Below are 13,779 nucleotides of genomic sequence, written 5' to 3'. Positions count from 1 at the left end.
TATGGCATTTCCCAACTACAAGATATACAATTAAATTGTTGAATATTAAATTGGATAGTTTGAAGGAGCTGTTACTGATGTTAAAACGGAAGTTATTTACAATTGCTGCCCTAGCTGGTTTGGGTCTTTCGACCGCCACAAGCATTATTCCCAGCACGGTTCACGCCGCTAGCGACAAAACCATGAGCAGTAAAAAAATGGACAAGAAGTCTGAAGATCAGATGAACATGGGCGATAACATGAAGATGGAAATGAATCATGACGCCCAGTTACCAACTGATTTGAAGAAGGCCAAGCATCCGAAGTACAAGGTCGGAGAAAAGGTAACCATTACTGCCGACCACATGATGGGCATGAAAGGTGCTAAGGCGACCGTTGCCGGTGTTTACGACTCTCCGTTGTACGTAGTTGACTTCAAAGACAGCAAGACTAACAAAGAAGTTAAGAACCACAAGTACGTGGTTAAGTCTGAATTAAAGGCTGAAAAAGGCAAGAAGTTATGCAAGGGAACCAAGGTCACTATCAACGCTGATCATATGGACGGCATGAAGAACGCCAAGGGTAAGATTGTGAAAGTTTGCTCCGGCCCTGCTTACGCCGTCAACTTCACTCCAACTAACGGGGGTCAAAAATACACCAACCACAAGTGGTTAAGTCAATCTGAATTGAATAAGTAACTACTATAAACCAAATCAATTTTTTATATAATATAGTATATGCAGTTAATTATATAAATATTTATTAAAAATATTTTCAATAACTTAGTTATTTTTGTTCTACACTTTTTGGTACTGATGACATTCACTAAGCGAATGTAGTCAGTACCTTTTTTGTATAATTAGTGAAAATAAAAAGAACATATCGGTCGCTCCCGATCTGCTCCTACTCCCTAAAAAGAGTTAATTGTTATAAATAAAATAACAATTGTTAAAACAAATGGAGTTACTAAAAACTATTGGCGCTTTATCCTGACCTATAAATTAAGATGCAAGAATTGTGGACATTACTTGAATAAGAATGGCTTTAAAACAGTTTAACACTTAGCACCTGCAGGGCTTTGGGGCTTAAACTTTCTTATCACAAAGAAACAAAAATAAATTTGTAAATACTGTCATCATACGGAATTACCCTAATTAAAAGACATTAATCCTAACGATCATATTATCAGAAACGTAAAAGTAAATTCAGCACTACAATTAAGCTCTAATATCAACATCAAATAAATCGCTGAAAACTTTGTTATCTCAACTAATATCGCTATGAAATAAGTCGAAGGCTTAGCTAAATATCATAAAACTGGTTATAGCTATTTACCCCAACATATTGCCTTTGATGATTTCAAATTGAGGAAAATGTCACCAAATGGCATGAGCATGGCACTAATGAATTCAGAAACACATCAACTAATCAACATCATTCAAAGCAGAAGTGGCAAATTATAACGGACCGCTTCCATGTCGTTAACCAAGCATATAAAGCCCTAAACAAAGAACGAATTAATGTAATGAAAGCTTATGGCAGTAATACTCCCGAATACCGCCAGCTAAAAAGGTTTATATAAGTTACTTTTCAAGAAATTTTAAGAATTAAACTACCAAATCTTCAAACGAAGAAGAAACTATAAATACGCTTGTTTGACCGATACAGAGCTTGTCGAAAGATTACTTTCCTTATCACCATCACTTCGTGATGCCTATGAATTCTATCAAAATATTAATCATTAGTAACCAAACCGCATAATAAGCATAAGTTAGCAAATCTTCTTAATTCAGCTAAGCATAAAGATTAATATCAAAATCTTCCTGAGAAAATGAAACGTGCCAGACGTACATTAAAACGCAATAAGTTATTAAAAATTTAAAAAAATAATGCATAATTTTTATAGAAAAATGAATAAATTATTTTAGTTACTACTTTTCATAATAAGTTAATGGAATTATAAAATTTGTGAATATCTCCGAAATAATTAATTAGTTTCAAAAATTTTCATCTCTTAATATTAGGTTATTTTTATTGAGAAATTAATTTAATCCAAATTAACTATTCAAATTATAAAAAATGGTATATTATTAATTAAAATATAATTCTACTAACATCTTAATTATACTAATTAATTTATTTATTGTTTTGAAGGGATTAATATGGTTATTGAAAAAAGCAATTCCGCTGAACCATTTGTTAAATGGGCTGGGGGAAAAAGACAGTTATTACCAGAGATAATGAAATATATACCAGATAAAATTAATAATTATTATGAACCTTTTATAGGTGGAGGTGCTGTATTTTTTAATATAAAATGTAATCATCCAATAATTAATGATTTTAATAGGGAATTAATTAATTCTTATATGGTCGTTAAGAATGATGTCGAAAATTTAATCAATCTATTGAAAATACATGAAAATAATAATAGTAAAGAATATTACTACAAACTACGTTCATGGGATAGAACTAATTCCATTGAAAATAAATCCAATACAGAGCGTGCAGCAAGATTTATTTATTTAAATAAAACTGGGTTTAATGGACTATTTCGCGTAAATTCTCAGGAACAATTTAATGTACCTTATGGTCGTTATAAACATCCTTCAATTGTTAATGTTGAAAATTTAAGAAAAGCATCATTGTATCTAAATAATTCAGAAGCAACTATTCTTAACGGGGATTACTATAATGCAATTAAAAAAGCAAAAAAAGGAGATTTTGTATATTTAGATCCTCCATATGCTCCGTTAACTCAAGATAGAGAAAGTTTTGTTGGATATACAATAAATGGATTCGGAAAAGATCAACAAATAAGACTTCGTAATGTTTTTGACGAGTTAACTAATAAGGGTGTCTATGCCATGTTATCTAATTCAAAAGTACCTTTAATAGAAAATTTATACGAAAAATATAAAAATACTACTAAAATTGTTTCAGCAAAAAGAAATATAAACTCGAATACTTCTGGACGCGGTGAAGTTCAAGAATTATTAATAAAAAACTATTAACAATACTATATTTTTAGGGGAAAAGGGCATAATGATAAAAATAAATTCATTTACTATAGGCAATTTTAGATCATTTAAAGAACAGCATAACAGTAAAGATTTTAATAATCTAAAATCAATAAACGTTTTAACAGGAGAAAATAATACCGGAAAGACAAATGTGCTACGTGCATTAAATTTATTTTTTAATCCCGATTCATACAACGAATACGAAGATAGAAATTATATAAATAGAATAACTGGTGGTGGATCATCACATCCAATTTTAAGAATTGACTTACTAGATACTAATCAGGATAAGCATCTAAAAATAAAACTAGCGTTTAGTAAAAAAAACAATGGCATACAGTATAACTATGACATCGTTGATGGAACAAGTTTAAATAATTTAAATGAACATAGCTCAACAAAGGATATTCTAAATTTTATACAAAATAAATTTAAAATTGTTTATCTAGGCGCAACTGATGAATCAATTACTGATCAAGCAGATAGAGTTTTAACAGATATGATTCTTTCTTATTATAAAAGAAAAAACAGAAAAATAAAAAAATCAATTGATGATTTTGAAAATTCATATAAAACTTTAATTACTAATCTAAAAAATAATTTACAAATTTTATCAGAAGGGATGAAATCTGATTTTCAAAATTTACCACAATCATTTTATCCAGAGTTAGAAATTACTAAAGAACAAAAAATAACAGATTTCCTGATCGATAACTTCCAAGTGAAGATAAATGATACTTACTCACAACCTTTAAAAGTAAAAGGATCCGGTGTACAAAGAAGTAGTATAATTTTAATGAATCTTTTTTTAGTGAATAATTTATATAAAAATAAAAATACAATTATTCTTCTTGATGAACCTGAAGCATTTTTATATCCTACATTAGTTAAATCTCTAAAGAATATATTTCAGAAAGTAATTGATTCTAACGATCAAATGCAATCTTTTATAACAACTCATTCACCACAATTTATTGCTGAAACTTCAAACAAAAAATACAGTTTTTATAATCTAACTCAACATAGTGAAATGAAAAAATTTTCTCGTTCAAAAAATGAAGAGGATATTGTAAAATCATCGATAATATCAAAATATAATCAAAAAGTTAAAAATGAAGTTTTAATAAAATATGGGTTAATAGATAATGTGGATGATTGCGAAGATATCATTATTGTCGAAGGAATTACAGATAAAAATTATTTAGATTATCTTTTACCAGATGATCATAGACCTCAAATAAGATATGGTAATGAATACAAAAAATGGAAGTTCATTTCATCTGGAGCAAATGGAATATTGCCAATATTAAAGTATTTAGATTACGTAAGTAAGATTGAAAGAAATATTTTTATTTTATTAGACGGTGACAATGAAGGCCAAAAAGTTAAAAAGAATATTGAAAGTGAAAAAGAATTAAGAAAAAATTCAAAATTAAAAATATATAATTTAAGCAATGATTTAACAATTGAAGATTATTTTTTTACTAAAGAAGATCTTGCAGAAAAAATTATAAAAATACAAAAAGAAAAAACAAGAAATGGAGAAAAATTTATTGATAACCTAGATGAAGAATTATTGAAACGTAATTTAAAGACCAGTAATCAACCTAATATAAAATCTTTAGAATCAACTTTAGAGTTACAAAATAATAACTATAAAATTGGACAAATCAAGTATGAATTATCAAAAGTTCCAGGAAAAAATGAAAATACTGATAAACTTTCACAAGATATTAAAAATTTCTTCGATGATTTATATAAATAAATAAATTTCAATAAATATATATTAATATTTTTTAAAATTTTGTGTATAATTTAGGCTCTTTGTCAAATGGTACTGATGAGTAGATAATTTAATAAATGAGTATGACACTAGGCGATGGAATCCTTAACGGATTCTGTAGCCTTTTGTTTATAATTTACTTTTTTAAATAAACTTTAGTTTTCAATGTTATCAACAATTCCATCAAGGGTTTCTGCCAGATTACCCATAAATCGTTGCACGTTCTGAGCATCGCTGTCCGCATCATAAGGGTCATTGTGCGACGTTAATAAGAGGATCTCCTTATTGGTCGACAAAATGGATTGCTTGAGCTCAGAAACCTTCCCAGACAAATCAAAGAAAGAGTCAATCCCCTGGATAATACTCATTGCCACCCCAGTCAATGAAACAATCGCTAAAATCTTAATGTTATGCGAGGCCATCGACACCAGCAGTGGGATCGAAGCAGACAGGATAATCCGGGTAATGTTACTAATCGCCGAAAGCGTCCGGTAGTAAGCCAGTTTTTTCCGTAGCCGTGTGACCGTAGTTTGGGCCTGTTCAATAATTTGTTGTTCCGTCGGTAATGCCATGTTCGTTGTTCCTCCATTTTAAACTAAAAAGGAGCGGTACCCGCTCCCCTTTGTTATTCGTAAAATGCGTCCCCTCGGAGTCGAACCGAGATCATGAGGACCGAAATCTCATGTGCTATCCGTTACACTAGGGACGCTTTACAGCACTATTGTACTGATTTCAACCCTGGTTTGCAACCCGGCGTTAGCGACCACCCGCGATTCGTTGGGCCGCAGCTTCTAAATCCAGGAGCATCTGAAACGAATCTTGTTTAAAATCTGCCACTAAACTCGTGCCCTTGGCCGTGTAATTTCCGAGGTGTTTGCCCATCACGCTAACAAACTCCAGGGTCTGGTCGTCAACTGGTTTGACCGAATCATAGTGCCCTTCTTCAGCATTAATTAGGTAAGCCTGCAATAAATCACAAACGGTTTCGTAAATCAGTTGGTCTTCCGTAATCTGCTCCCCGTGCGCTTGGCGGTCGGTGAGTCGCTTTTGGACCTCTTCCATGTTCTCTGGAATCATCTTCATCATCCTCTCGTTCTGCTTCATTATAAACATATGTGAGAAGTTAATACCACTATGGTAAAGTAAGAAGCAGAAAGGAAGTCACCTAGTTATGAAAATTGGAATCATCGGAGCGGGCCCCCGGGGCATCCTGCTTCTTGACAGCCTGAAACGCCACCTGCCGTCCAAGCAAACGGTCCAAGTTGAGTGGTTTGATGCTGCCCCCACCGGTGGCAACGTCTGGGATCCGCATCAGGATCTCCACCTCATCATGAACTCACCGGCACAGCTGGTCACCCTGTTTAACGACTACCAGTCAGATAAAGTCACCGGACCCACGTTTTACCAGTGGACCCAACTGGCTGAAGCCACGGACTTCATTAATCAGGCCGGCTTGCCCGCTGAACTAGTGAACGTTTGTCAGCACCTGCAACCCAATGACTACGCGCCGCGAGCCTTATTTGGTGCCTACGCCCAGTGGGTCACCACGCAAATTGAAGCAAAATTACCAGCTAACCTGACCGTCACTAGACATCACACCAACGTGATTGCGGCCACTCCAACGGATCAGCAAACGACTCTCCAAACAGCTGACCACCAACAAGTCGTCGTGGATCAAGTTGTCCTCAGCACCGGGAACACGCCCAATCAGCTTAGTCGCGATGAAGCGGCCCTACAGGATTACGCGGACCAGCACCAGCTCATCTACGTGGCCCCCACGTTACCCGCGACCGCTGACTTTGATACAATTCAACCCCACAAAACCATCTTAATCCGCGGCCTAGGACTGTCGTTTTTTGACTACCTCGCTCGGCTAACCAGCAGTCGAGGCGGGCAATTCGTCCGTCAGGCTAACGGTCAGTTGGAATACCAGCCGTCCGGACGAGAACCCCGGATTATCGCGGGTTCGCGCCGGGGTGTTCCTTACTATCCGAAACCAATTAATCAGGAACAAATGGGCGCACAACCTCATTTTTACTTTTTGAATGATGAAACGGTCACCCAAAACCTCGTTCACGGTCAGTTGCCCGGTCCCAAGTTCATTGAACTCTTACGGGCTGAAATTGAACTCCGGTACTACCAGCTTTTACTAGCGGATCGTTATCCCGACGTTGACCTTCAAGCCTTTACGCAGGGATTTGTGGCTGCCGCTGACCGGAACCACTTCCTCAATGAATCTCCGATTCAAACCGATGAATGCCTCAACTGGGAGCAGGTCTTAAATCCGGTCGCTGGCACCAAGATTACCACCACCGCTGCTTACCAACAGACGTTGTTACAGTGGATGGACCAAATTATGGCCGATGCCGCCTTGGGATCCAAGCACGCACCGCTGACCGGCGCCCTGTCCCTGGTCATTGAACTCCGGCCCTTCTTACAGCACCTCGTGGTCACCGGGAAATTTACCCCGGATGACTACGTCCACTCCTTTTTGCAACAGTTTAACGCCACCAGTGGCTTTCTAACTGCCGGTCCGCCACTCATCCGGTATCAGCAACTATCCGCCCTCATGCGCGCAGGGATTGTCACCATCTTAGGCCCCCAACTCCGCGTGGTCGGCGCTCAAGGTCATTTCATGGCTTTCTCGCACTTCTATCCCCAAGAACCGGTGGCTGTCGATGCCGTCGTCGAAGCCCGGGTTCCGGCCACTAATTTGGCCCATTCGTCTAGTCCGTTGCTTCACCAACTAGCGGAACAAAGCCTAGTTCGTCCCGCCCGTTATCCACTGGCGGACGGAACTACCTACACCAGTGGCGCGATTGACGTACAGTTTCCGACCTATCAGGCCCTTAAAGCGGACGGTCAACTAAATCCCACGCTGTTTGTCTGGGGTCTCCCGTTAAGTGGTAAGGAATGGATGACCACGGCTCTTCCGCACCCGTTGGCACACGACCACAACTTCGGCGTGGCCGACCAAATTGCGACCACCCTCTTTCCCACAAGTTAACTGAGAAAAAATGCTATAATAATCACAAACTAGCAAGGAGGTTTCTCAATGGCATACATTGACGAAGAATTCAGTCAACTCGCAACCGAAATGATTAAGTACGAAGAAAAACACAACTTGGATGATAACCAAATGGCCGTGGCTTTGCACATGACGGTGGAACGGTACCACGACATTAAAAGCATGTGGTCCAAGCCCACTCCTGATGAGCAACAGTTAATTCAATCCTTTTTAATTCACAATAAGTAAACAAAAAAGTCGATTCAAAATTGAATCGACTTTTTTGTATTAACGGTTCACATTCACAATTACCTTGCCGTGCGCGTGCCCACTTTCTAAATAATCATAGGCGGCTTGCGCTTCGCCAAAGTCATAAATTCGGTCAATGATGGGGAGCAACTTTTCGTTTGCAATCATCTGACTCAGAAGCTGCAGTTGGGCGCCGCTGGGCTGCATAATCAAGAAATCATAGTACACGTGATACTTTTTTGCTAAGCGTTGTAGCGGCGCACTCGCAGCCGCGAACAACAGGGATTTTGCCATTCCCAGGTGGTGCTGTTGACCAAATTCATAGGTCGGTAACCCGTTGATGGTCACTAGATGACCACCCGGCTTTAAAATCTTAAAGCTATCCTTGAGATACTGACCGCCCAGGGTATCAAAGACCAGGTCGTAGTGAAACAACACGTCAGCAAAGTAGGTTTCGTGGTAGTTAATCACCTGGTCGGCTCCCAGCGACCGCACCAAAGCGGTCTGTTGGGGACTAGCCGTGGTGGTAACGGAGGCGCCTAACGCCTTCGCAATTTGAATCGCCATCGTCCCGATCCCACCAGCGCCGGCTTGAATGAAGACCTTTTGTCCGGGCTGAATGTGACCGAGTTCTACCAGGGCTTGATAGCTCGTCAATCCGGTTAAGGGAACTCCACTAGCGGATTGAAAGTCTAGCTCCGCGGGAAAGCGCGCAATCTCACTTTGATCAAGCGCGATGTAATCGGCTAACGTTCCGGTATGTTGGTTATCCGGACGACCGTACACGCGATCACCCACCTGAAAATCCTGCACGTTGCTCCCAACTTGAGCGACCTCTCCGGCAAACTCATTGCCCATCGTCAGCGGCAAATGGAACGGAAAAATCATTTTCATCTTTCCCGCTTGTACCTTATAGTCCACTGGATTTAAGCCAGCGTTGTGAATGTAAACCAGCACTTCATTCGCACCAATTTCTGGCACGGGAATCCGTTGGTTTTCAGCTGGATCACCGTAACGGTTAAAGCGAAAGGCTTTCATCTGGGTCGGAATTTCCATCATTAATTCTCCTTACATAAACTTCGGGATTAACCAATCCTTGAGCGCCGTTGGTAACAACTGGGTGCCCCAGACGGTTGGTTTGGCTAGGTACCCAATTAGGTACCGAGCACGAGGATGCTTTGATTCTAACGCCTTTTGGACCGTCCGCGCAATTAATTCGGGATGAGACGCATGTTTAGAAGCATAGGTGTGATCCATATTGCGTTGCATGGCCCGGGCTTGAGCTTCGTACGCCGTGCCCGCTGCTGACTGTTGTAGGTGTTGCATCGCAATCGCTTCCCAGCGACTCTTGACCACACCAGGTTCAATCAAAATGACCTTAATTCCAAAGCGACGCACTTCCATCCGTAACGAATCGCTTAGCGTTTCTAACGCGTGTTTAGAAGCAAAGTACCAGCCGGCCATCGGACTACTAAACCGTCCCGCCATCGACGAAATATTGATGATGCGGCCGGACTGTTGCTTGCGCATGTACGGCAGAACAAGCCGGGTTAGCGCCATCAACCCGAACACGTTTACCTCAAACTGTTGCTTGGCTTCTGCATCGGTCACCGTTTCCTGGGCTCCAAACGACCCGTAGCCAGCCGCGTTCACGACCGCATCAATCCGATGTGCCCGTTGGATTAACTGGTGCACAGCCGCCGTCCGGGAGGCCTCGTCCGTCACGTCTAGTTGTAGTGGAATCACCCCAACCGTTTTTAACGGTTCCATCCGGTCCACGTGCCGCGCTGCTCCAAAGACCTGGTAGCCCGCCGCTGCCAAGTTATGCGCGATTCGATATCCCATTCCTGAACTAGCACCCGTCACTAAAATTGTTTTCATTGTCATTGCTTCCTTTCTTGCCTTTGCGTATGTTAAGTAACAAGTGTATCATATCTTTGAAAAGACCGGTCGGCAAGGGCCAAATTCGGTCTTTTGTTACTTAGGAAACAGATTGAAGAAAGTGGGTATTAACATGAACCAAACTGACCGCCGTGTGCGCAAAACTAAACAGGCGATTCACGCCAGCCTTGAACACCTCTTGCAAAGCACCAGTAGTTTAGAGCAAATTAGCGTCACCCAAATTTGTGACCAGGCTGACATTGGCCGCAAAACGTTTTACAGTCACTACGCCGATAAGTACGCGTTAATGGATGATTTTCTAACTGACTATTTAGACGAACTCCGGATCACCTGCACCAACGTCACTGATCCGCATGACGTGGCGAAAAAGACCGCGATTTGGGTCGCTTTCTTCTGGGAGCATCGGCGCTTCTTCCGCCTCTTGTTCGCCGACCAAGGTCCCTACCAGTTCCGCCAAAAGCTGTTTGACTTTACCTACGAGCAGTTTATCGAAAAACTAGAGTTACCTCCGAGCGCCACGGTTCGTTTCATCTGTCACGGGATTGACGGCTTGATTAACGACCTCGTCACCAGCCAAACCGAACCAGATCAGGCCGCCCTGGTCCAAGAAATCACCCAGTTATTACAGCTCAACCTGGATTCGTTGCAATCGTGAATCAGAAGCTAACGGCCAAAAATGTGTTAGGATAGCCCCGTAAACACTAATGATTAATTAGCAAAGGAGTCTTCATTGTGGAATATTATCAGTTAGCCAACGGCATGCAACTACCCAAAATCGGCTTTGGAACCTACAAACTAAAGGGTGCTGCGGGGGCTCGTTCCATCACGGCGGCCATTAACAACGGATACCGCCTACTTGATAGTGCCTACAACTACGAAAACGAAGGAGCGCTCGGCCGGGGCATCCGGGACGCAGACGTCAGTCGCTCCGACTTACTGGTGACCTCGAAGTTACCGGGCCGTTACTATCACTATGACGATGCGATTCAGACCATTCAGGAATCGCTCTACCGCAGTCAGCTAGATTATTTTGACCTGTACTTACTACACTGGCCGAACCCGAAGGACGACCACTACGTAGAAGCCTGGCAAGCTCTGATTGACGCCCAAAAATTCGGGCTCATCCGGGCCATTGGGGTCTGCAACTTCCTACCAGACCACTTAGACCGTTTGGACCAAGAAACTGGTGTCCTGCCCCAACTCAACCAAATTGAACTACACCCGTACTTCAACCAGTTAGAGCAACGCCAGTATGACGACCAACACGGCATTCTTACCGAAGACTGGAGCCCATTGGGCCGGGCCAGCACCATGCTCAACGATCCGACCTTGATTGAACTAGCGCGTAAATATAACAAAGACGTCGTTCAGTTAATCCTGCGGTGGGAAATCCAGTTGAACACCCTTCCGATTCCAAAGTCGTCTAGCGATCAGAACCAACTGAATAACCTGAAAGTGTTTGACTTTTCAATCGATCCGGCAGACATGGAAATCATCAACGGCTTAACCAAGCCTGATGGTCGCACCCATGACCAGGATCCCGCCACGTATCAAGAATTTTAGGTAAACCGAAAAAGCCAGCTTCCTAAATTAATCAGGAGCTGGCTTTTTTTAGTGGTCACCGCGAATCCGGCGTTGAGTTAGTTCAGCATCTAAATAACCAAACGCTAACTCATCAATCTTACTCAGTTCAATCGTTTTCTTTTTTGTCCGGGTGGGATCATCCCGATTTAAGTACCGGAACGTGACCTTACCGCCCTCCAGTTGGTACGGAATCCCGAGGTAGGCCTTCCCCTTTTCGGTTTTAAAGCGCAAGAAGCGTCGGAAATAGACTGCCTGCCGGACCGTCGTGTAGATTAAGTCCACGGTTCGGTCAAAACTGCGGTCGTCGTTTAAAATCGGTTGCCGGTAGGTGCCCTGGGCGAGGTTTACCGAAACCAAGTGGTTAATCAGCCGGAGGTAGTCACTCTTTAACTGGAGTTCCTTAATCTCCTTTAGCCGGATTAACTCATAGCCGCCAAACTGACCGTTCATATCAACAACGGCTAAAATGGCAACCTCGGCGTTAACTGCCTTCACCTGACCGATGAAGAAGAGGTCTGAATTAACCTTCGGTACCAACAGTAACCGGTGTCCGGTTTCTGCAGCGCGGTGCAAACTCGCAAAGATCGGCAAAGCCCCCGTTTCCACGACCGGTTCCTGATGCGGCGCTTGCAACTGTGCTCTGGAACGCGACAGTAGTTGTAATTCCTGGCCTAAAAATTCGACCGATCGAATGGCGGTCTTATTGATGCGTACCGACTCAATCCGACTGTTATCGAACTTGTCAAAGCTCAGCACCGTCAGTTGTTCATCCCCGAGCATTTGGATGAAGCCCTCGAGCATCTGACCGTTTTGCTTGATTAACAACAGCGCCTGGCCGTACACGTAGGCATTCCCGAGCACCTGGGTCAGTAAATCAACCCGATCGTTGACCTTCATGCTGCTCGTCTGAGTGCCAAACAGGTGTAACTGCTGGGCCGTTTGAATCCGGGCCTCCATCCGCATCAAGTCGTCACTATCAAAGTCCACGTCAAAAATATCTGGATAGGTCAGGTACACCAACCCATTGGCCAGACCATTTTCGGTGTAGGTAGTTAAAATGGTCCCCTCGTCATCCATGGCAATCACCCGGCCGGTATAAAAAATCGAGGAACTATTTTGCAACACGTTGACCAGGGTCTGCTGCTGTTTGGCTAGCCGCAGGGTCTTTTCAATTTCTTCTGTTTGATAGTTATCCATCATTTCACCTCGTTATTACGAAAGCGCGTTGGACATGTACTCCTGTAAAGCAGAACCGCTTTTTCCACAGCTTAATCCAACGATTAGTTTAATTCGGGCTTTCGGTCCGTTGAGCTGTTCGCAAAAAACCAGTCCCATGGACTGCAGCTCAATCCCACCCCCGGTGTAAGCGTAAATTGGTTGGGCGTACCCGCTAAAGCACCGCGATACCAGTACCACTGGAATGCCGGCGTCCAGCAATTTTTGTACTGCTGGTAAAGTTGCCTTGGGGAGGTTTCCTGCTCCCATCGCTTCAACCACGACTCCAGCTGGACGGGCCGCCTGAATTGCTGCAAAGAGGGTACCGGTCATGCCCGCGTATGCTTTCACCATGTACACGCCGTCCACCACGTGGTTAATTTCAGTATACTCACTGCCGATTAGTTGTTGGGCAAAAATCACCTGATCGTGATCCACCGTTCCGAGGGTTCCGTAAATCGGATCCTTAAAGGTGTCCACGCTAGTGGTGTGGGTCTTGGTTACGTACCGGGCCGAATAAATCCCGGTGTTAAAGACCACCAACACGCCCTTGTTGCGGGCTGCATCGGAAGACGCCACCTGAATCGCACTCTTAAAGTTAAACACCCCGTCGGCCCCAATTTCGTTGGAGGACCGCATTGCGCCCGTTACCACCACGGGAATCGTGTTTGGCAGAGTTAAATCCAGAAAGTAGGCTGTTTCTTCCAAGGTATCGGTTCCGTGGGTCACCACGACCCCGTCAATCCCGTCGGCAATCGCTTGCTGAATCCGGTTTTTAACCTGTAACATCGTGGCCGGTGTCATCTGCGGTGACGGCAGGTTTAACAACTCGTCATTTTCGACTTCAATCTCATCCAATCCCAAGCCAGCATTATTGTCGATTGGATTTTTTTCGTTTTGAACCACACTACCCTGATCATCCAGGGACATCGAAATCGTGCCCCCCGTGTGGATGGCTAAAATTTTTTTCATCATTCGAACTCCTATTCGCTATCGTCAGCCCCCATCTTATCATATCTACCCCCTAAACCAACAGC

At 42.4% G+C, this 13,779-nt stretch carries 14 protein-coding genes; 8 read left to right on the top strand and 6 right to left on the bottom strand.

Annotation, left to right across the window (positions count from 1 at the left end; translation table 11 throughout):
- Positions 1-77: 77 nt before the first annotated feature.
- The 4 genes from M3M37_RS00160 to M3M37_RS00150 all read left to right on the top strand — a co-directional run bounded on the left by M3M37_RS00160 (position 78) and on the right by M3M37_RS00150 (position 4,767).
- Complete coding sequence (locus tag M3M37_RS00160; RefSeq protein WP_252795195.1) at positions 78-677, top strand: YdhK family protein; 600 nt, start codon at positions 78-80, stop codon at positions 675-677.
- A 665-nt stretch (positions 678-1,342) separates the two neighbouring features.
- A complete protein-coding gene (locus M3M37_RS07450; RefSeq protein ID WP_420842985.1) occupies positions 1,343-1,561 on the top strand; it encodes a transposase in 219 nt (72 codons plus the stop codon).
- 580 nt (positions 1,562-2,141) lie between these two features.
- On the top strand, positions 2,142-2,993 hold the full coding sequence (locus M3M37_RS00155) for a DNA adenine methylase (protein WP_252795194.1): 852 nt from the start codon (positions 2,142-2,144) through the stop codon (positions 2,991-2,993).
- Positions 2,994-3,024: 31 nt separating this feature from the next.
- Positions 3,025-4,767 carry an ATP-dependent nuclease gene (locus M3M37_RS00150; protein ID WP_252795193.1) on the top strand — a complete coding sequence of 581 codons (1,743 nt, stop codon included), beginning with the start codon at positions 3,025-3,027 and terminating at the stop codon, positions 4,765-4,767.
- A gap of 173 nt (positions 4,768-4,940) precedes the next feature.
- Here the strand turns inward: M3M37_RS00150 and M3M37_RS00145 are convergent, their stop codons facing one another.
- Positions 4,941-5,357, bottom strand: coding sequence for a hypothetical protein (locus M3M37_RS00145; protein ID WP_252795192.1), 417 nt, complete (start codon positions 5,355-5,357; stop codon positions 4,941-4,943).
- Positions 5,358-5,541: 184 nt separating this feature from the next.
- The gene (locus M3M37_RS00140) at positions 5,542-5,871 is read right to left on the bottom strand and encodes a hypothetical protein (protein WP_252795191.1); all 330 of its coding nucleotides are present in this window, start codon (positions 5,869-5,871) and stop codon (positions 5,542-5,544) included.
- An 85-nt stretch (positions 5,872-5,956) separates the two neighbouring features.
- Between M3M37_RS00140 and M3M37_RS00135 the strand changes: the two genes are divergently transcribed.
- Together M3M37_RS00135 and M3M37_RS00130 are read left to right on the top strand one after the other, a co-directional pair.
- Positions 5,957-7,792 (top strand): FAD/NAD(P)-binding protein, encoded by a 1,836-nt coding sequence (locus M3M37_RS00135; RefSeq protein WP_252795190.1) that lies wholly within the window; start codon positions 5,957-5,959, stop codon positions 7,790-7,792.
- A 48-nt stretch (positions 7,793-7,840) separates the two neighbouring features.
- The gene (locus M3M37_RS00130; protein ID WP_252795189.1) at positions 7,841-8,041 is read left to right on the top strand and encodes an LBP_cg2779 family protein; all 201 of its coding nucleotides are present in this window, start codon (positions 7,841-7,843) and stop codon (positions 8,039-8,041) included.
- Between the two features lie 39 nt (positions 8,042-8,080).
- Here the strand turns inward: M3M37_RS00130 and M3M37_RS00125 are convergent, their stop codons facing one another.
- Entirely contained in the window at positions 8,081-9,100 is a 1,020-nt protein-coding gene (locus tag M3M37_RS00125) for an NADP-dependent oxidoreductase (protein WP_252795188.1), read from the bottom strand.
- Positions 9,101-9,109: 9 nt separating this feature from the next.
- The gene (locus M3M37_RS00120; RefSeq protein WP_252795187.1) at positions 9,110-9,922 is read right to left on the bottom strand and encodes an oxidoreductase; all 813 of its coding nucleotides are present in this window, start codon (positions 9,920-9,922) and stop codon (positions 9,110-9,112) included.
- Between the two features lie 133 nt (positions 9,923-10,055).
- Between M3M37_RS00120 and M3M37_RS00115 the strand changes: the two genes are divergently transcribed.
- Positions 10,056-10,598 carry a TetR/AcrR family transcriptional regulator gene (locus M3M37_RS00115; RefSeq protein ID WP_252795186.1) on the top strand — a complete coding sequence of 181 codons (543 nt, stop codon included), beginning with the start codon at positions 10,056-10,058 and terminating at the stop codon, positions 10,596-10,598.
- A 77-nt stretch (positions 10,599-10,675) separates the two neighbouring features.
- Complete coding sequence (locus M3M37_RS00110) at positions 10,676-11,506, top strand: aldo/keto reductase (RefSeq protein WP_252795185.1); 831 nt, start codon at positions 10,676-10,678, stop codon at positions 11,504-11,506.
- 48 nt (positions 11,507-11,554) lie between these two features.
- Here the strand turns inward: M3M37_RS00110 and M3M37_RS00105 are convergent, their stop codons facing one another.
- Together M3M37_RS00105 and M3M37_RS00100 are read right to left on the bottom strand one after the other, a co-directional pair.
- Entirely contained in the window at positions 11,555-12,724 is a 1,170-nt protein-coding gene (locus M3M37_RS00105; RefSeq protein ID WP_252795184.1) for a hypothetical protein, read from the bottom strand.
- A gap of 15 nt (positions 12,725-12,739) precedes the next feature.
- On the bottom strand, positions 12,740-13,714 hold the full coding sequence (locus tag M3M37_RS00100) for an asparaginase (protein WP_252795183.1): 975 nt from the start codon (positions 13,712-13,714) through the stop codon (positions 12,740-12,742).
- Between the last annotated feature and the right edge of the window lie 65 nt (positions 13,715-13,779).

This window comes from Fructilactobacillus carniphilus, assembly GCF_024029675.1.
Classification (GTDB): Bacteria; Bacillota; Bacilli; order Lactobacillales; family Lactobacillaceae; genus Fructilactobacillus; species Fructilactobacillus carniphilus.
Note: the sequence above shows the minus strand (reverse complement) of the source record. Positions and strands in the feature narration are given on the sequence as shown.

Bases quoted from the DNA above. Each gene is read 5' to 3' on its own strand.
- M3M37_RS00135 (WP_252795190.1), top strand. From the start codon at position 5,957: ATGAAAATTGGAATCATCGGAGCGGGCCCCCGGGGCATCCTGCTTCTT.
- M3M37_RS00145 (WP_252795192.1), bottom strand. From the start codon at position 5,357: ATGGCATTACCGACGGAACAACAAATTATTGAACAGGCCCAAACTACG.
- M3M37_RS00100 (WP_252795183.1), bottom strand. From the start codon at position 13,714: ATGAAAAAAATTTTAGCCATCCACACGGGGGGCACGATTTCGATGTCC.
- M3M37_RS00160 (WP_252795195.1), top strand. From the start codon at position 78: ATGTTAAAACGGAAGTTATTTACAATTGCTGCCCTAGCTGGTTTGGGT.
- M3M37_RS00150 (WP_252795193.1), top strand. From the start codon at position 3,025: ATGATAAAAATAAATTCATTTACTATAGGCAATTTTAGATCATTTAAA.
- M3M37_RS00120 (WP_252795187.1), bottom strand. From the start codon at position 9,922: ATGAAAACAATTTTAGTGACGGGTGCTAGTTCAGGAATGGGATATCGA.
- M3M37_RS00140 (WP_252795191.1), bottom strand. From the start codon at position 5,871: ATGATGAAGATGATTCCAGAGAACATGGAAGAGGTCCAAAAGCGACTC.
- M3M37_RS00125 (WP_252795188.1), bottom strand. From the start codon at position 9,100: ATGATGGAAATTCCGACCCAGATGAAAGCCTTTCGCTTTAACCGTTAC.
- M3M37_RS00105 (WP_252795184.1), bottom strand. From the start codon at position 12,724: ATGGATAACTATCAAACAGAAGAAATTGAAAAGACCCTGCGGCTAGCC.
- M3M37_RS00130 (WP_252795189.1), top strand. From the start codon at position 7,841: ATGGCATACATTGACGAAGAATTCAGTCAACTCGCAACCGAAATGATT.
- M3M37_RS00115 (WP_252795186.1), top strand. From the start codon at position 10,056: ATGAACCAAACTGACCGCCGTGTGCGCAAAACTAAACAGGCGATTCAC.
- M3M37_RS00155 (WP_252795194.1), top strand. From the start codon at position 2,142: ATGGTTATTGAAAAAAGCAATTCCGCTGAACCATTTGTTAAATGGGCT.